This window comes from Nostoc sp. UHCC 0870 (genome assembly GCF_022063185.1).
Taxonomy (GTDB): domain Bacteria; phylum Cyanobacteriota; class Cyanobacteriia; order Cyanobacteriales; family Nostocaceae; genus Trichormus.
Window position 1 is genome coordinate 3,581,219 of record NZ_CP091913.1, and the last position, 17,813, is coordinate 3,599,031.

At 40.7% G+C, this 17,813-nt stretch carries 19 protein-coding genes; 11 read left to right on the forward strand and 8 right to left on the reverse strand.

Annotated elements, in window-relative coordinates; translation table 11 throughout:
* Positions 1-72 precede the first annotated feature (72 nt).
* Together L6494_RS15120 and L6494_RS15125 are read left to right on the forward strand one after the other, a co-directional pair.
* Complete coding sequence (locus L6494_RS15120; RefSeq protein WP_237988530.1) at positions 73-1,407, forward strand: TrkH family potassium uptake protein; 1,335 nt, start codon at positions 73-75, stop codon at positions 1,405-1,407.
* 177 nt (positions 1,408-1,584) lie between these two features.
* Positions 1,585-2,280, forward strand: coding sequence for a potassium channel family protein (locus L6494_RS15125; protein WP_190707031.1), 696 nt, complete (start codon positions 1,585-1,587; stop codon positions 2,278-2,280).
* Positions 2,281-2,295: 15 nt separating this feature from the next.
* Here L6494_RS15125 and pgeF read toward each other — a convergent pair whose 3' ends face one another.
* Positions 2,296-3,069, reverse strand: coding sequence for a peptidoglycan editing factor PgeF (gene pgeF, locus L6494_RS15130; protein WP_237988531.1), 774 nt, complete (start codon positions 3,067-3,069; stop codon positions 2,296-2,298).
* Positions 3,070-3,137: 68 nt separating this feature from the next.
* Between pgeF and L6494_RS15135 the strand changes: the two genes are divergently transcribed.
* Together L6494_RS15135 and L6494_RS15140 are read left to right on the forward strand one after the other, a co-directional pair.
* The gene (locus L6494_RS15135) at positions 3,138-4,028 is read left to right on the forward strand and encodes a biotin--[acetyl-CoA-carboxylase] ligase (RefSeq protein WP_237988532.1); all 891 of its coding nucleotides are present in this window, start codon (positions 3,138-3,140) and stop codon (positions 4,026-4,028) included.
* A gap of 101 nt (positions 4,029-4,129) precedes the next feature.
* The gene (locus tag L6494_RS15140) at positions 4,130-5,701 is read left to right on the forward strand and encodes a peptidoglycan DD-metalloendopeptidase family protein (RefSeq protein WP_237988533.1); all 1,572 of its coding nucleotides are present in this window, start codon (positions 4,130-4,132) and stop codon (positions 5,699-5,701) included.
* 144 nt (positions 5,702-5,845) lie between these two features.
* Here L6494_RS15140 and L6494_RS15145 read toward each other — a convergent pair whose 3' ends face one another.
* Positions 5,846-6,523, reverse strand: coding sequence for a riboflavin synthase (locus L6494_RS15145; RefSeq protein ID WP_237988534.1), 678 nt, complete (start codon positions 6,521-6,523; stop codon positions 5,846-5,848).
* 338 nt (positions 6,524-6,861) lie between these two features.
* Between L6494_RS15145 and L6494_RS15150 the strand changes: the two genes are divergently transcribed.
* The 3 genes from L6494_RS15150 to L6494_RS15160 all read left to right on the forward strand — a co-directional run bounded on the left by L6494_RS15150 (position 6,862) and on the right by L6494_RS15160 (position 9,409).
* Positions 6,862-7,359 carry a bifunctional nuclease family protein gene (locus L6494_RS15150; RefSeq protein WP_237988535.1) on the forward strand — a complete coding sequence of 166 codons (498 nt, stop codon included), beginning with the start codon at positions 6,862-6,864 and terminating at the stop codon, positions 7,357-7,359.
* Between the two features lie 202 nt (positions 7,360-7,561).
* Positions 7,562-8,692, forward strand: coding sequence for an aldo/keto reductase (locus L6494_RS15155; protein WP_237988536.1), 1,131 nt, complete (start codon positions 7,562-7,564; stop codon positions 8,690-8,692).
* Positions 8,693-8,791: 99 nt separating this feature from the next.
* Positions 8,792-9,409 (forward strand): Uma2 family endonuclease, encoded by a 618-nt coding sequence (locus L6494_RS15160; protein ID WP_237988537.1) that lies wholly within the window; start codon positions 8,792-8,794, stop codon positions 9,407-9,409.
* Positions 9,410-9,479: 70 nt separating this feature from the next.
* Here the strand turns inward: L6494_RS15160 and rsmG are convergent, their stop codons facing one another.
* Both rsmG and L6494_RS15170 read right to left on the reverse strand, forming a co-directional pair.
* Positions 9,480-10,217 (reverse strand): 16S rRNA (guanine(527)-N(7))-methyltransferase RsmG, encoded by a 738-nt coding sequence (rsmG, locus tag L6494_RS15165; protein ID WP_237988538.1) that lies wholly within the window; start codon positions 10,215-10,217, stop codon positions 9,480-9,482.
* A gap of 18 nt (positions 10,218-10,235) precedes the next feature.
* Positions 10,236-10,910 (reverse strand): ABC transporter ATP-binding protein, encoded by a 675-nt coding sequence (locus L6494_RS15170; protein WP_237988539.1) that lies wholly within the window; start codon positions 10,908-10,910, stop codon positions 10,236-10,238.
* Positions 10,911-11,231: 321 nt separating this feature from the next.
* On the opposite strand from L6494_RS15170, the gene L6494_RS15175 reads away from it, so the two are divergent.
* From L6494_RS15175 to L6494_RS15185, 3 genes are all read left to right on the forward strand, one after another.
* Positions 11,232-12,161, forward strand: coding sequence for a Sll0314/Alr1548 family TPR repeat-containing protein (locus L6494_RS15175; protein ID WP_237988540.1), 930 nt, complete (start codon positions 11,232-11,234; stop codon positions 12,159-12,161).
* A 150-nt stretch (positions 12,162-12,311) separates the two neighbouring features.
* Positions 12,312-12,764, forward strand: a complete 453-nt coding sequence (locus L6494_RS15180; RefSeq protein WP_190707002.1) for a DUF3531 family protein — start codon at positions 12,312-12,314, stop codon at positions 12,762-12,764.
* 9 nt (positions 12,765-12,773) lie between these two features.
* Positions 12,774-13,205, forward strand: coding sequence for an NUDIX hydrolase (locus L6494_RS15185; protein ID WP_237988541.1), 432 nt, complete (start codon positions 12,774-12,776; stop codon positions 13,203-13,205).
* 14 nt (positions 13,206-13,219) lie between these two features.
* Here L6494_RS15185 and L6494_RS15190 read toward each other — a convergent pair whose 3' ends face one another.
* The 4 genes from L6494_RS15190 to L6494_RS15205 all read right to left on the reverse strand — a co-directional run bounded on the left by L6494_RS15190 (position 13,220) and on the right by L6494_RS15205 (position 15,995).
* The gene (locus L6494_RS15190; RefSeq protein ID WP_237988542.1) at positions 13,220-13,552 is read right to left on the reverse strand and encodes a hypothetical protein; all 333 of its coding nucleotides are present in this window, start codon (positions 13,550-13,552) and stop codon (positions 13,220-13,222) included.
* The gene (locus L6494_RS15195) at positions 13,552-13,938 is read right to left on the reverse strand and encodes a hypothetical protein (RefSeq protein ID WP_237988543.1); all 387 of its coding nucleotides are present in this window, start codon (positions 13,936-13,938) and stop codon (positions 13,552-13,554) included. Before L6494_RS15195 ends, L6494_RS15190 begins: the two co-directional genes overlap by 1 nt.
* Before the next feature lie 325 nt (positions 13,939-14,263).
* A complete protein-coding gene (locus tag L6494_RS15200) occupies positions 14,264-15,007 on the reverse strand; it encodes a DsbA family protein (RefSeq protein ID WP_237988544.1) in 744 nt (247 codons plus the stop codon).
* A gap of 202 nt (positions 15,008-15,209) precedes the next feature.
* On the reverse strand, positions 15,210-15,995 hold the full coding sequence (locus L6494_RS15205) for an RNA polymerase sigma factor SigF (RefSeq protein ID WP_237988545.1): 786 nt from the start codon (positions 15,993-15,995) through the stop codon (positions 15,210-15,212).
* A 673-nt stretch (positions 15,996-16,668) separates the two neighbouring features.
* Between L6494_RS15205 and L6494_RS15210 the strand changes: the two genes are divergently transcribed.
* Positions 16,669-17,397, forward strand: a complete 729-nt coding sequence (locus tag L6494_RS15210; RefSeq protein WP_237988546.1) for a Bax inhibitor-1/YccA family protein — start codon at positions 16,669-16,671, stop codon at positions 17,395-17,397.
* Positions 17,398-17,813: the final 416 nt, after the last annotated feature.

Consider the following 17,813-nt stretch of genomic DNA (forward strand, 5'->3'; position numbering starts at 1 on the left):
AGTACCAGATTACACAATTTTGTAGGGCCGCCTTCCCGTAGGGTATTTTGAATTTTGAATTTTTAATTGTTTATGACTGTTTCTCGCACAATTTGTTTGGGATTTTTGGCTGTCATCGCCGTAGGAACTATCTTACTAATGATGCCATTTTCTACCAGTGATGGTACATGGAATAATCCTGTGGTGGCATTATTTACATCAACATCCGCAGTTTGTGTTACTGGTTTAGCTGTAGTAGATACTGGTACTTATTTTTCCTTCTGGGGTCAGTTGTTTATTTTGATGTTGGCTCAAATTGGTGGATTGGGCTACATGACAACTACAACTTTTCTGATTTTGCTGATTGGACGTAGGTTTGATTTACGCCAGAAAGTTGCTATTCAACAAGCTTTAGACCGTCCAGGGATGAGTGGTAGCACGCAAGTGATCCGCTCCATTATTGCCACAACGCTAATTTTTGAGATTACAGGAATAGTATTATTAATACCAACCTTTGTTGCTGATTATGGATGGAATCAAGGTGTTTGGTTAGCAATTTTTCATAGTATAAGTGCTTGGAATAATGCCGGATTTAGTTTGTTTCCAGATAGTTTGATAAAATACCAATCATCTTGGTTAGTAGTCTTCACAATTACCTTTTTAATTATCTTTGGAGGGATTGGCTATCAGGTAATTTTAGAAATGTATATTTGGTTGCGCGATCGCCTGGTCAAGAAAAAGGCTACCTTAGTATTTTCTCTAGATTTTAAAGTTGCAACCAGTACAACATTAATACTTTTAGCTTTAGGGACAGTTGCATTTTTCTGTATAGAAGTGAGAAATCCCAACACCTTTGGCTTACAAGGTCTTAGCGGCCATTTATTATTAGCATGGTTTCAATCAGTTACAACTCGAACTGCTGGCTTTAACTCTATAGATATCGGTAAAATGACAACGGCAGGTCTATTTATTACTATTGCACTGATGTTTGTTGGTGCTAGTCCTAGTGGAACGGGAGGTGGTATTAAAACCACTACATTACGCGTATTAACTAGCTGCACTAAAGCAATTCTTCAAGGTAAAGAAGAAGTATTATTATATGAACGTAAAATCGCAATTCCTTTAATCTTAAAAGCTGTTGGGGTTCTAGTTGGTTCTGTTGCCACAGTGATTTTGTCCACAATTATCATAGCTCTTACAGACCCCAAATTAGAATTTATTCAAATTTTGTTTGAAGTAGTATCAGCATTTGCTACAGTAGGACTTTCTACTGGCATTACCAGCAGTGTTTCCCCAGCAGCCAAAATAATTTTAATTATCACAATGTATGTAGGTAGAGTTGGTGTTTTATTGCTGATGTCATCTCTATTAGGAGATCCCAAACCTACCAGAATTCACTATCCTGAAGAAAATTTACTCGTGGGGTAGTTAGGGAATAGGGACTTAGGGGAAAAAGACAAGGGGAGAAGGGAGACAAGAAAGAGAATCGCTCATGACTATTGACTCCTGATAATATGTAAAAGAACAGGCAAAAAATAAAACTTTTTAATAAGTCAGTCTAAGGTTTTTGCCCTAAATACAGGGATTGATCATAAGGATTACATTGTGAATCTTTCATCGTTAGGTTTTTTTCGTAGTTTACGTAGAGATAACCACCAATTTGCCATAATTGGTTTAGGTCGTTTTGGTCGTTCTGTTTGTTCAACACTGCATAAATTAGGCTACCAAGTGTTAGCAACAGATATTGATGAAAAACGCGTATCAGCAGCATTGACTGAAGATATAGTTGGTCATGCTTTACAATTAGACTCTACTGAGCCGGCTGCGCTTAAAGAAGCAGGAATATATGAATTTGACACGGTAATTGTAGCTATTGGCAACTATGTTCAGGAAAGTATTATCACAACTCTCAATGTGAAAGAATGTGGTGTACCTCACGTAGTAGCCAAGGCTTCTAGTGAAGTTCACTACAAGTTGTTAAAACGGGTAGGAGCTGATCATGTTGTCTTTCCTGAATATGAAGCAGGTTGTGCTTTAGCACGTACACTTACTAAACCATCTATATTAGATAGATTTGACCTTGACCCAGATAACAGTATTGTTGAAGTCATCGTACCTGATGAATTTCACGGTAAAACTGTTGCAGAACTCCAACTGCGTAACCGCTATGGGTTAAATTTGTTAGCTGTGAGTCATGATGGCAAATTTCAAATAAATCCCGATCCTTACAAGCGTTTAGAACGCGGTTCAGCAATGGTAGTGATTGGTTGTAATAAAGATATTAATCGCTTACCGATTTGAACATGGAATTTCCCTTCAAGTCGCACTAACAATTCCTGACCACTGCACTTTTTTTTGTTGCTCACGTCGGTAGGAAAAGAAATGCTCTGGAGTTTGGTAAGTGCAATAAGGTGCGATCGCTATTTGCTCTACACTAATACCTAAATTTTCCATTTGCAAAGCATTGACTCGTCGCACATCTAGCCTTACTCTTCCTGCTTCAGGGTCAGCTAATAATGGTGAATTGGGTAGCTCATGTAATCCATGAACAATTTTGTGGGTGTCATCATATGGTATAATACTAGCTCCAATTTCTGCTGCTACCTCCACAGAGACTTGGTAAACTTCGCCTGCAATAGCTGGCCCCATCGCAATCCGTAAGTCTGATAACTGACTACCTTGAGCTTGCATTCGGGCGATCGCTTCGGGGACAATTTTCTTAGCTGTACCCCGCCAACCTGCGTGTAATGCTGCCACCTGTCCAGTTTTCACATCGCCAATCAAAACAGGTGTACAATCGGCACTTGCTACCCATATTGCTTGTAAGGGTACTTCACTCATTAAACCATCTGCCAAAGCTAGGGCATCTTCAACATCCAGGTTGTTCTCTATTTCCGTGGGGGTGAGAACTGTATTGCCATGTACCTGTTTCAAGCGATATGCTGATGCTTCTGGGTGCAGCATCTGCGTTAATTCCTGGGGCGATCGCGGCCAAAACTGCTGAGTAAAAAAGCCGTGTTGCCAATTTCCTAAGAGACTACAAGTTAGGTATGGTAGTCCCTCCCAATTATGCCAATCCCAAGTGTGCATCTTGAACCAAACCTAAACAGAAACTTATCCGCCAATCAATGCTAACTTGAACAACGGAATTTCGGTTAATGGCTGTGGAACTTGATCAGCAAAAATTATTAGCCGCCCTCACCGCAGGGCGTGAGTATGATTATTTACCGTTTTCGCTACACATTTTTGATAGTGTTGCTTCCACTAACCGCACCCTATGGGAATTAATCACCCAAGGGGCAGGGGTAGGGAATGTAGTGGTTGCCACACAGCAAACAGCAGGTAGGGGACAATGGGGACGACAGTGGACTTCCCCAACAGGAGGACTATATCTTTCTGTGGCGATCGCGCCTAATTTAGCAGCTAACGCTAGCTACCAACTGACTTTAGCTACTGCTTGGGGCATTGCTGATCAGTTGCGTCGATGTGGTATTAGTGTAGGGATTAAATGGCCGAATGATTTAGTATTAGATGGTCGTAAATTAGGCGGCATTTTGACAGAAACCAAAGTTAACCAAGGCAAAATCACACAAGCCGTGATTGGCGTTGGCATTAACTGGTCAAATCCAGTGCCGGAGACAGGGATTAATTTACAGTCATGGCAACAGAGCAGGGGGGCAGGGGGGCAGGGGGGCAGGGAGCAGGGGGAGAATACTCATACAAATTCTGTCTCCCAGCCCCCAATCCCCAGTCCCCAATCCCCAATCCCTTGTCTAGAAATCCTCACCTGTAAGGTTTTACTGGGAATAGAATCCGGTATGGCTTGCCTTTTGGAAGAAGGAGTAAGCATACTATTGTCTCGCTATGTAGAATTTTTGGTGAACATGGGCGATCGCGTTTACGTCAATGATCTACCAGGCAATGTTGTCGGCGTAACACCTCAAGGGAACTTACGAGTATCCTTAGAGAGAGATTGCATAACTGATATGAAAACACCAGAAATTTCTTTAGAACCCGGTAAAATTAGTTTGGGTTATCGTAAGTCTTGAGGTTCATATTAGGTTTGTTCACAATGAAAGCTCTTTGGGCAAGACAAACCACTAGCATCATCTCTTTAGGCAAATAAGACACAACTCAACTGAGAGAAAAAATGACGCAGCGCAATCACTCTGCCCATAATCCGAAAAAACACCTAGCCCATACTCTACCAGCACAAAGTCTGTGTTGGTTAAGTAGCGTTAGCCTCCTAAGTGGCGGTATGGTGTTTGCTCAAACGGAAAAATCAATAGATAACATCGTTCCTACTATTGAAAATTCCCAACCGACAGCAACAACGAATTTCGTGAAAAAAGATGTTGTTGTACCAACAGCATCTCAACCCCAGCCAAAATTATCTGAACGGCAAACCCAACTCAGACAAAGACTACGTAAACCAGAAGTTTCTCAATCACCAAAACCAGTCAGACAATCTAAACCCAAAGTTGAGATTGAGCCGACTGAGCCAGTTTTTAGTGTGAAAAAGTCACAACCGCAAGTAGAAACTTCCCAAGTTGCACCAGAGCAAGACTCAAAGGTTAAACCAAAACTAGAAGTAACTACCCCAAAACTTTCCGTACCTGATAAGAAACCAGCAGTTGCTCAACCATCATTAACTAATAAAAAACCAGTAGTTGCCCAGCCATCTAACGAATCAGATAAGAATCAAAGCATTACAGTTCGGCAACCCAAGCGGGATTATAACAACGCCTATATTGACCCCCAAGATTACAACCCTAATACTGCGGGTACTTATCAAGCACCAAATTCTGTAATTCTCACAGAACGTTCTAGTGGTTGTCGCACCATTTTGTCTTCTGGACAAGGGGTAGCTAGCGCGTGCGCTCAAACACCATCTGTAGCTAATTCCAGTGGTAAATCATCCCCCACATGGCTGAGAAGAAGTCAAAATGCTCAGTTAGCTACGACATCACCAGTCCGTTCCCTCGCTAATGCGAACAGCCAAAGCAGATGGCGTGGTTCACAAGTGAGTTCTGGTAGCGTCAATAAAGGGGCTTTTCAATCTAACCGATTTATTCCCAACCCCAGCGAATTCGCCACCACTAGAGTTAGTGCCACCCCCATTGCACCCAGTGGTGGTACACTAACCCCACCAATGGCAGAAGGGAACATCGCCCCTCGCGTTAGTACCGTAGCTTATGACATTCCATTGGCATCAGTATTGCCAAAAATTCCCTACACAGGTACATTAGCCTACCGTGGCGGTAGTGGTATGGTGTATCCCCTTGCCGTAGCATCGCCCATTACATCTTTATTTGGCTGGCGAATTCACCCCATCACAGGCGATCGCCGTTTCCATGCTGGTACTGATTTAGGTGCGCCTCTAGGTACACCCATTTTAGCAACCGGGAAAGGTCAAGTAGCAACTGCTGATTGGGTGGGTGGTTACGGTTTAACTGTCATCCTCAACCACAGTTCTGCTCAACAAACCCTCTACGGTCATATGTCAGAAATCTTGGTTCAACCAGGACAATGGGTAGAAGCAGGAACTGTAATTGGGCGAGTAGGTAGCACTGGTAACTCCACAGGCCCCCACCTCCACTTTGAAGTCCGTCACCTCACACAGAACGGATGGGTGGCTGTTGACCCCGGTGTACAATTACAGGTTGCCCTCAGCCAGTTATTGCAAGGCGTACAAACAGCGCAGGCGTTGAAGAGGGAGTAGGAAATTAGGGGTGTAGGGGTGTAGGGGTGTAGGGGTGTAGGGGTGTAGGGGTGTAGGGGTGTAGGGGTGTAGGGGTGTAGGGGTGTAGGGGAGACAAGGTAGATTATGCCCAATCCCTAATCCCTAATCCCCAATCCCCAACCCCTATAAATACCCGTGTTCTGCTAAGAATGCGGGTGTAACTTCACTGAAACTGGAATCATCTAAATATGTGAGAGATTTTTTGCCAGGGTGAAGGAACTTTTCCACGTATTTGCCAAGAATATCACCTTCTAAATTTACCAAACTGCCAGAAACGAGATAGCGGAGATTGGTGTCAGCGTAGGTGAGAGGAATAACCGCTACGGTAAACTGAGATAATTCGGGATTGTAAGCAGCTACTGTCAGACTAATGCCATTGACAGTGATACTACCCTTAGGGACAATGTAACGAGCGATCGCTTCGGATGCAGTGAAAGTCATTTCCCAAGAACTGGCAGTCTGTTGAGCATCTAGCAAGCTGCCTACACCGTCTACGTGACCCATGACAAAATGACCGCCAACTTTACCGCCAACGCGAAGTGAAGTTTCTAGGTTAACGTACCTTTGTTGTGTCTGCTCATAGCCTAGAGTTGTCCGGCGCAAAGTTTCCGGGGAAGCTGAGGCGATAAATCCATCAAGCAAAATTTCTTCTACTGTTAGGCAAACACCGTCTACCGCAACACTGTCACCGTAAGCTAGATCATCCATAATTAAGGATGACTGACTCACACAAGTAATTTGCCATGAATCACCCTCTAAGGGTTTGATTGTTCCTAATGCTTGAATTAATCCTGTAAACACGGTTCTTTTGCAAAACTATCTCTATTTATTACTTAATTTTGCCGAAAATCCACTGGTAATTCTCACAATAATGTCGAAAATTCTGAGTATATTTTCTGACTGTCTTTATTATAAGTTAATTAACACAATGGCATCCTTCACAAGTCATACTTGGTTAAGAAGGTTATTGTCTACAAAGACCCATTTAATTTACTCTGGTGTTCACAACCAGTTCGGAGTTTAATAGAGGCAATTATAGAAAACGATGCCTATGTTTATTCTTGATCTTAGTTACCCGCTTCAGGGTATTATTTATCACTTAACAATTAAGCACTTAAAGGATTGTAGAGGGTTAGCCAATGATTGAAATGAGAGTCGCTGGCATAGCATTAGATGCCATAACCCGTAGTCCGATAGTCTTGTTGAAAGATGCCTCAGATCGGCGGGCGTTGCCAATTTATATTGGTCAAGAACAGGCTAGGGCAATTATGGGCGCATTGGAGAATCAAAAGCCTCCTCGACCCTTAACCCATGACCTAATTGTCAATATTCTCGAAACCTGGAGTATGACTCTAGAAAAAGTGATTATTCATTCTTTGCAGAAGGATACATTTTATGCAGCGTTAATTGTGCAACAAGGCGAAGTCAAAAAAGAAATTGATGCGCGTCCTAGCGATGCGATCGCAGTGGCGTTGCGGACAAATACTCCAATTTGGGTCATGGAAGAAGTCATTGCTGATGCTTCTATTCCTGTTGATCGTGATGCTGATGAAGCAGAACAACAAGCCTTCCGAGAATTTATTTCTAACCTTCGTCCTGAAGATTTAATTAAACGATTTGGTAATGACGAAAGTTAAATCAGTGATGAGTGATGAGTGCTGTTAGCGGTAGCGGTAGCGGGGCGTTTAGCCCGTGCTGAGTGATGAGTGCTGAGTGCTGTTAGCGGCGCGTGAGCAGCGTGCTAAATAGCTACAAGTACAAACCTGAACTCCAAACAAAATCTAATTTCCTAATTACGAATTACCAAAACTCAGCACTTTCAACTGAGAACTTAACTTTATGCACTACCGACGCTTTGGGAAAACAAATCTCTATTTATCGGTTTTTTCTCTAGGTACAATGCGCTATCTTGCTGATGTTGAAACCGCACAGCAAACCATAGCCAAAGCCTTAGAAATGGGAATTAATCATATAGAAACAGCCAGAGGTTACGGTAAAAGTGAGGAGTATCTGGGTGCAGCGATCGCTCTTGGATTATCAGTAACCCGTTCCAAAGTGTATATTACTACCAAAATTCCACCTACTGCTGATGCTGATAGTATGCGGCGGTGCATTGATGAATCCTTAACTAGATTGAACTTAGATTATCTAGATTGCTTAGGAATTCATGGCTTAAATACTTGGGAACATCTGGAGTTGGTGCAGGCCAAAGGTGGCTGTATGACAGCTGTAGCAGAGGCGATCGCTGACGGTAGAGTTAGACACGTTGGCTTTTCCACCCACGGATCATTAGAAGTAATTCAAGCCGCCATAAATACAGATTTATTTGAATTTGTCAATCTGCATTATTACTATTTTTTTCAAAGAAACGCGCCAGCGATTCAGTTAGCAACTGAGAAGGACATGGGCGTTTTTATTATTTCTCCAGCCGACAAGGGAGGAAGGCTATACACACCACCCCAAACCCTCAAAGATTTGTGTCAGCCGTTTTCACCTTTAGAATTAAACTATCGGTTTTTATTAAGTGACAACCGCATAACTACCCTGAGTATAGGGCCAGCTAACCCAGAAGAATTAATTGAACCTTTACAAGTTGCTGATAGTAATGGTGAGCTAACATCAGCCGAAAATTTGATTTTACAAAATTTAGAAAATCATCAAAACCAAATTTTAGAAACTGAAAAATGTAGCCAATGCTATGCTTGTTTACCCTGTCCAGAAAAGATTAACATTCCCGAAGTTTTGCGGCTACGCAATCTAGCAGTAGCCTATGACATGACAGATTACGGGCAATATCGTTATGGTATGTTTGAAAACGCTGGTCATTGGTTTCCAGGAATGAAAGCCAACCGTTGTATAGAATGCGGTGATTGTTTACCTCGGTGTCCAAAAAACCTAGATATTCCTGCTTTATTAGCAGATACGCATGATCGACTTAAAGGAAAATCTGGTAGAAGACTTTGGGGATAATTCGTAATGGACTAACGTCCCGCTCCGCTAACGTAATTTAGAATATAGAGCAGTAGCATATCTTGCCTTCTCTTGAGGCTGTCGCTACCTAATAAAACTATGCAAATAACGCAACAGCGATATTACACCCCAGAGGAATATTTAGCACTAGAAGAAGCGGCTGAATACAAAAGTGAATATATTGACGGGCAAATAATTCCAATGGCAGGTGGAACAGTAAATTATAATCAAATAGCACTTAACTTAAGCACTGAGTTGAATTTTGCTTTCAAAAAGCAAAACTATCACGTTTATATGGGTGATGTTCGGTTATGGATACCTCAAAGGCGTATTTACACATACCCAGATGTCATGATTGTGGCGGATGACCCGGAATTTTTCAATAACCGCACAGATATGATTCTCAACCCACAGGTAATAGTTGAAGTTTTATCTGAGTCTACCAAAGGTTATGAGCGCGAATATAAGTTTCAGATTTATCGGACAATTTCTACCTTCCAAGAATATTTATTAATTGATCAAACCAGAATCTACATAGAACATTTTTCTAAAACTGGTAAAAAGCAATGGAATTTACGCGAGTACGATGCAGAAGATGAAAAAATATCTTTGGTTAATATCCCCTTTGAAATTTTCTTACAGGATTTATATAACAAGGTAAAGTTTGAACTTGTGGAATCGGAGGGAGTGAGAACTGAAAGTGTTGATGTGGAGTGAGGAGTGCAATAGTCTGCGCCCAAAGGTCAGTCATCGCTGATTATTTGGACAATATTTTCTGTTAAATCTGTTAAAGTGGATTTTGAGTAGGTATACCTATAGCGCGGGGAAACTTCGCTGGTGTAGCTGCTACCTTCCGTAAATACAAGCAATGACGAATACTGTTAGTTAGAGGTGTCGTAAACTCTTCAATTGATTCAATTTCGCCACCCAATTGATTGACTGCATTTTGTAAAGTTATAGTTTCTTCCTCCGTCCAAGTACCACGATAAATTACTGCTAAACCACCTTCCTTGAGTAAAGGGAGAGTATATTCAGCACAAACTGAGGCATTACCAACAGCGCGGATTAATGCTATATCGTAGTGTTTTCGATGTTGCGGTTGCTGACCAATTTCTTCAGCCCTTGCAACGAGAGTTTTAGCATTAGTAACAGCAAGTTCGCTCAATATTTGGTCTATAAAAGTAATTTTTTTGCGGGTAGAATCTGCCAGGGTAATTGTCGAATTAGGTACAATCATCGCTACAGGAATACCAGGAAAACCAGCACCTGTACCAATATCAATTACAGATGCACCTGTTTCGAGAGACGAGATAAATTTTTGCTGTGGTGCAATTCCCCGCAAAGAATCCCAAAGATGCTTTTCCCAAAACTCTTGAGGTTCGGTAATGCGAGTTAAATTTAACTGACGATTTCCTTCCAAGATTAATTCATACAGTTGCTGAAATCCCCTGTTCTGTTCGTCAATAGGTTGCCAATTAAGAGTTTGTTGCCAAATTTCTGCCATTTCTGGCAATAAGCTAGTCATTTCCCCTACATCCATATTTCACACGGTCGCTTGAGCTTCTTTCGCCTTAGCTTCTAGTATTGCAGGGTCAACTGATTCTAGTTCACCCTGTTTGAGTGTCCAGCAACGGTCTGCGATCGCTAGCATATCACCGGCATCATGTGTTACTACTAACAATGTCCAATCTTGTTTGAGTTTTGCTAATAAACTCACTAGTTGCCGACGCATTGACCAATCTAAGCCGGCTGTGGGTTCATCTAACAATAATAGGTTTGGCTGGCGAATCAGTTGCACTGCTAAGGCTAAACGGCGTTGCTGTCCTCCACTTAAAGCATGAGGCGCGGCGGAAAGGGATAAATGCTCTAATCCTACTTCGCTTAATGCTTGCCTAACACGTTCAGAGCCTAGTTCGGGATGCCCTAAACGTAATTCTTCTAAAATCGTACCACCACAAAAATGTCGTTCTGGAAACTGGAATACTAAGCCAGCTAATTGTTGTAGTTGTTCAGCAATGAGTTCTTGTTCTCGCCAAAAAACCTTACCGGATGTGGGTTCAGCCAGTCCAGACAATATCTCTAGTAAGGTACTTTTACCAGAACCACTAGGGCCAATAATCAAACATAGCTGTTGGGGTGGTAATTCCAAGTTGACCGATTTGAGAATTGCCGTTGGGCAAGCTGTGGGATGATACGTTAGATTTCTGAGATAGAGCATTTGTTAAGATTACCAAAAAGTTGGCGAAGAACTCACTAATTAAGATTAACTACAACCAGAACACCTAGAAAATTCGGACAGGGTTCATAGAGTATTTTTCATGAAAATTCCAACTCAAGCAGTCACAATCATCTTTATTTTCTCATTTTGACAAATTCAGCCATTAGTAATAGCTACAACAAATATGGGAACTTAGAAAAATTACTCATGTCAACTGTATAGACTATTCTGACTTAAAAAAAGGTCATTTTTAGTTAACTTTTTTCTGCATTTTAAGTAACATATAGAACCATTTCAACCGCAATTTTTCTGAGGCTAGTAATGAATAAAAAGTTCTTTTCTCCTCAAACGCTAAGATTTTCCCAATTAACTAGACTAGCTCAGGCGACTTTTGGCGTGGCGATCGCACTAAATCTTTGGGTAAGTCCAACTTTCGCTGGTGATCCGTTTCGTACTAGTGAGCCGCGTAAGATTGGCGACAACACAGAAGCGGCCTTTAAAGCAGTTTTTTACAAAGGTGACTATCCAGCCGCAGAACGTTATCTCAAACAAGCAGTATCTAGCGAATCAAATGAACCCCTAGCTTATGCGATGAAGGCATCTTTAGCATACATGAAGGGAGATTTGGCAGGACTAGACAATTTCAGCCAAAAAACTCTAGAAACTGGGCAAAAATTGATTGCTACTGACGAATTACGGGGTAATATATACAGTGCTGTCGGGCATTTTTTGTCAGGAGCAGTCATTCTTACCCGTGAAGGGACAATCAAAGGCGCGCCCAAAGCCTTAACTCGGCTCAGACAAGTTTATCAACATCTAGATAAAGCTGAGGCTATTTCTCCTAAAGACCCAGAACTCAACTTGGTTAAGGGTTACATGGATTTGATGCTGGCTGTTAGTTTACCCTTTGCTAATCCAGATGAAGCAATTGAACGTTTAGAAACCAATGCAGCACCTGAATATTTAGCTCATCGGGGGATTGCGATCGCCTATCGTGACTTAAAACAATACTCTCAAGCCTTAGATTACGCCAACCGCGCCATAAAAGTTGCAGCAGACAACCCAGAGTTGTATTATCTAAAAGCCCAAATTCTTAAAGAACAGGGTACAAAAGACCAAAACCAGCCACTAATTAAAGAAGCGATCGCTAATTTTGACAAAGCCTTAACCAAAAAATCTCAACTCCCCGGAGATTTGGTAAAACAAATCGAACGTGAACGCAATAGTGCAGTAAATAGTTTAAATAAATAATTCAAGTGGGTGATGAAAGGAATGGGAATTGAGCATGGGTAGAAAAAAGTTAAAAGTTAAAATATCTTTTCCTTTTACCTTTTTACTCCCCAGTCCCTAATCCCCAATCCCCAATCCCCAATCCCCAATCCCCAATCCCTAATAACCAAGATGTACATTCAATTTCGTGAAGTTAATCAATTTGATGTTTGGATTTGGCTGAAATTTAGTACAGTCCCTTCTCAACGTGAAAAACAGTATATAGAAGAAGTATTTAATTCCTGGTTTTACTTAGGAAAATTAGGTGGGTTTAATGCTGAAAACCTGCAAGTGCAGGAAACAGGGCTAGATTTAAGTTATATGGATTATGACACCCAAGGTTATGACAAAAGCCTACTGGCGTTAATGCACAACATGGGTGAGTTTGAGTATGAAGGAGAGTGGGGACGTTGTTGGTTTGACTTGGGGACAAGTGATGCGATCGCTTTAGATATTTTAATCAATGCTCTCACCCAAATCAGTCAAGAATACGTCACTATTGAAGCCTTGTATATTGGTGGCGAAAATGAAGATTGGCCTGTAGAAGATAGTGATAGTCGTACTTACTCTATTTACGATAATTAATTAGACACAATGGGTAAACACAATGAAATCCGGGTGATAGCCTTGGGGCTAATTCAGGATGAAAAAAGAATTTTTGTTTCTGAAGGTTATGACCCCGTAAAACAATCAAAATTTTACCGTGCTTTGGGTGGTGGTGTTGACTTTTGTGAAACTAGCTTGGAAGCTTTAAAACGAGAATTCCAAGAGGAAATCCAAGCTGATTTAACTAATATTCGCTACTTAGGTTGTATAGAAAATATATTTATATACAATGGTCGCAAAGGACATGAACTCATTCAACTTTACCAATGTGATTTTGCCGATTCTAAATTTTATCAATTAGAAAGTTTAGTATTTTCGGAATCTGAACACCATCAACATACAGCACTCTGGATAGATATTGCCCGCTTCACATCAGGTGAACTGAGATTAGTCCCAGAGGAATTTTTTAATTATTTATAAATAAAATTTATACACTAATCATATCTATGCTTTTTAGATTTAATCACTTCAATTACATCATCATGACGCTGACCTTCAATAACGTCATTTAAATGAATTTTCCCGTCAATATATTGCAAATGAACGCGCCATCCAGATAATTTATCGATATCAGCACGGTATACTGCCTGCTTAATACCTTTTACTTTACGAAGTCTTGTTTTTGGAAATGTTCTAGTTCTATGACATTCATTATCTTCCAGTTCTGCCAAAGCTTCTAGAAAATCTATTTTGAGATTATCCGGTAAAATCTCCATAGCTTCATGAATAACACCATGCTCATCTAGAAGTGGTTTAATACGTGACATTAGCTAGAACTAACCTCAATTTCTTGATGTTTGACGCTAAAGTCTTGGTAGAGAGACTCTGCAATTGCAGCATATGCAATTGCAGCATCTTCAGTATGGACAACCCTAAATAATGTAATTACTGTAGTGTCAAAGATTGGGTCATCATCAATAGTCAGAATCAATCTGATATCTTTATCAATAATTAAGGCGTATAGCGAAGAATCATAATCATCACTAAGCTTAATTTCTTTGAGTTTAAAAGCCTGGTTTTCTAATAATTTTTTGTTTTTTGAGAGAATTTCAACGTAGCGATTTAATTTCTTAATAATTTTAAATTTTTCTTTATTTTTAAACCTGTATAAATCTTGCTCAAAATCTTTTGTCGATTCAATAAGTATTTCCATTTAACTGATTCCAGACCTGAAATACTAAACTTATTTCAAATTTAACTTATATAGCGGTTATTAGTCTAGTTCAAGTCTAGTTCAGTACACTAGAAGAGAGCAATTCTACTGATAAAGCGAATTGCGGGAAGCTCAAAAGCCCAACCGCAAAGGAAAAAATGTCTCGGTAATTGGTGCCATTAGCTTGAAAGGACTGCTCACCCCATGAAGTGATTTAGGTTCTATCGATGCCTTGACCTTTGATTGTCTTACTCATGCGTAATTCCTCTCCAACTAGTGCCTCGTAGAGAAGATGGAGAGGAATAGGCGCGATAAGTTGAATTTTTTAAGTAGCACTAGCTAATTTACTTTCAATGTCTGTTAGCTGTACAGCCCCAGAATAGTTTTGACCATTCATCACAAAGAAGGGTGTACCGGGAACTCCTAATTGTTGAGCTAGCTGCATATCTTGTTTAATGCTAGGCTCGGCAAGTAGGCGATCGCTGTTAAACTTCTCTATATCTAGATTTAGTTTCTTGGCAATATCTAAATATAAAGTTTCTCCCAATTGCTGTTGATTGGTAAACAACCCATCATGATATTCCCAAAACTTGCCCTGCTGATTTGCAGCCCAAGCGGCTTTTGCAGCTGATAGGGCTTCAGCATGATTTGGTAAAGGTAAATTTTTATAAACTAATGTCACCTCATTTCGATGCTTGACTAGCAACTCATGCAATTTTTTATGAGCCTCAGCACAGTAGGGACATTGAAAATCAGAAAATTCTATTAATACGTTTTTTGCGGGTATCGTTCCCATCGTGGGAGAATTAGCAATCACCGCTTTTGGATTAGCTTGCAAATCCTCTAAAAATACCTGTCGTGATTGATTGACTTGCTGTTGTTGCTGTTGCTGATATGCTTGGACAGATTCAATAATTACTTCTGGGTGTTTGCGGAGAACTTCTAAGACTTGCTGTTCTAGTTGAAGACTAGGATAATTGGCTGCTTGTACAGGGAATGACCAGCTTAGGAATAAGCAAAGTAAGCTGATTATTAGGTAGATGCGTAAATACCGAAACAACTGACCCATAGAAAAATACTTGATAATTAACTTTCTTTGACTCAGCACGCTGCTCACGCCCCGCTACCGCTAACAGCACACTGCTCAACGCCCCGCTACCGCTAATACAACTCAGAACTCAGCACTCACAACTCAGCACCGGCTAAACGCCGCGCTACCGCTAACACAACTCAGCACTCAGCACTCACAACTCAGCACTCACTCAGCACTCTCAAGACCCTGTTGGTACTGCTTGCGGTTGCAAATAACCAATTAAATCTTGAATTCCCTTTTGTAAATACCGCGTTACTGTCATAGGGCTAGTACCAATACTTTTGGCGGCATCCTTACGGGACAATTCTTTCAAAAATACCATTTCTACGGCTTGGCGGGGCTTTTCTTCTAACATATTAATTGCCCCTTGAAGTTGTTGCCGTTCTTCGTTTTGCTGCTGTAAAGCTGTAGAACGGGGACAAGGAAGTGCTTCACCCAAGGTAATTTGGCAATCAACATAGTGAACGGCTGTAGCATCCAAACTCAAAGGCATCCGATTTTGGGCGGCTAACTTGGTTTCTTGCCATTCTTGTACAGAGACCTTAAGTTCCTTAGCAATTTCTGAATCCTTTGGAGGACGACCTAAAGAGACTGCCAAATCTTTACGGACTTTTTGCCCTTCATTGTACAGTTCTTGCCAACGGCGGGGGATCTTTAATAGAGTACTGCGATCGCGCAAGAAATGCAGCATTTCACCGCGAATATATGGCACAGCAAAGGAACTAAAAGCGTATCCTTGACTGGGATCAAAACGCTCAATCGCCCTGATTAAACCAAAATAACCAATTTGTTCTAAATCTTCATAAGGTTCATTACATTGATGACTAAATTTATGAGCCATCTTTCTCACTAGTCCAGTATGTAACTGAACTAGTTGATTACGAAGTTTAATAGAAGGATTGTGGTGGTATAAGTGCAATAACTCCATACCATCAATTTGCATAGAGGACTCACTTGCTGCCATATAAAAATTCCTTTGTTGTAACTCCTTTTTTTGCCAAAATGGAGCTGCTTATCTCTTTAAATCTGTAATTATTTTCCTTAGACAAGGCTGATTAAACCATCGTCGTTTCACTGAAATTATTGGTGGGACATCTCCATTATTCAGTATTTTTACGCATGATTTATATCTACTATTTATTGCAGGCTGTTTTGTTTTTTAAAATAAAAATTACTCTTTCAATAAAGTTTATTTTTCGCAACAAAGCTAGCTATTTATGCTGAAGAATGCTTGACTAAGCCCACTGAGAAAATCAAAATTCAAAAGAATAAAATTAAGTGCTAGTCAGGACTTTAGCTAGGTGATTTGTACAAATTAAATGTGGAACATCTCACCGTCTATGTATTGTTGATAGTTTTTATGACTACTATGAAATGAATGCTCCAGCCAAATTGGGGAACACCAAAAAATAGATTATCCGCAATTGATGGTTGGGTAGGGTGCGTCAGTATGAATAATTTCTGAGTATAGTTAGGTTCTATCGCACTGACACACCCTACAGTTTGGATATTTTTTTATCTGGCAGTCCCTTGGTCAAATTATTTCTAGATTTTCTGCCTAGCTAAAAGCGATAAATCTGGGTAAGAATAAGAATAATCAGGAAGTTTTCCTAAAAAATTAGTCTTGCCATATCCATATGAGTAATACCAGCAATTTTCGCGAAGCTTTCCGTAAAGCCCAGTCTCATGCCCTAGTAGGCCCTAATGTCATTGCCAACGCCCTGCCTTATGTTGGTGGGGGTCTGATACTTACAGCATTGGGAACTTACGGTGGTCTGGGTGTTATCCGTACCAACCCTGGAATATTTTTCCCCACCTTTATTGCTGCAATCATTGTAGAGTTAATACTGTTTTTTGTTGCCCAAAATGTCGCTGAAAAAGGTAACAAAAGTCTGGCATTGCCACTTTTAGCTACCTATAGCTTGTTGTCGGGATATACCCTGAGCGGTTTAGTGTTTATGGCCTTGAAAACTGAAGGTGTTGGCATCCAAGGCATTGGTTTAGCAGCCCTTGGTTGTGGTGTCACCTTCATCGTTGCTCGCCCAATTGGTTCAAATCTCTCAGAGCAAGATGGCATGGCTTTGACCAAAACCATCTCTCTCGGCATTATTGCCTTGGTGGTTGTTTGCCTCACTCAATTTGTCTTGGCCTTGTTTGGTGTTTATACACCTAATTGGTTAGAAATTGCCATTTCCGGTTTAGGGGTATTTCTCTTTGCTGGCGCATCAGTTGTAGATTTTTACATCTTGCCTCGTACATACCGTAATGACCAATATCTACCTGCGGCTTTATCGATTTATCTGACTTACATCAACCTGTTCATCTTTATTTTGCGCTTACTCATCGCCATAAATGGCCGTCGTTAAGCACTATCGTACTTATGCTGAGAACCTCCGGCTTCTAGCCGGGGGATGAAAGCTAATTGTCTAATTTATTAGACAACATGATAAAATCAAATAGCGTGAATATAGGATGAAAAACTCCGTAACAAAAACGTATTCACGCGTTTCACCTAACATTCAAGTAGCCATACAACTAGATTTAATCTAGTCGAGGTGGGTAGGGCATTTTGACAGTGCCAAAGCTAATTGAGTTATTTAACAATCAATTAGTAAACGTTGCGGAGAGGGTCTTTCAGACCCCGTAGCAACATCAGTTTATAATCCTCCTGACTTCCAGTCGGAGGAAATGTCAATCAGTAAATATACTTAACAAGTTATAAACCGTAGTTACAACATCAGCAATTACGGTTTTTTCTTGATTCAAAATATCAATAAGGCAG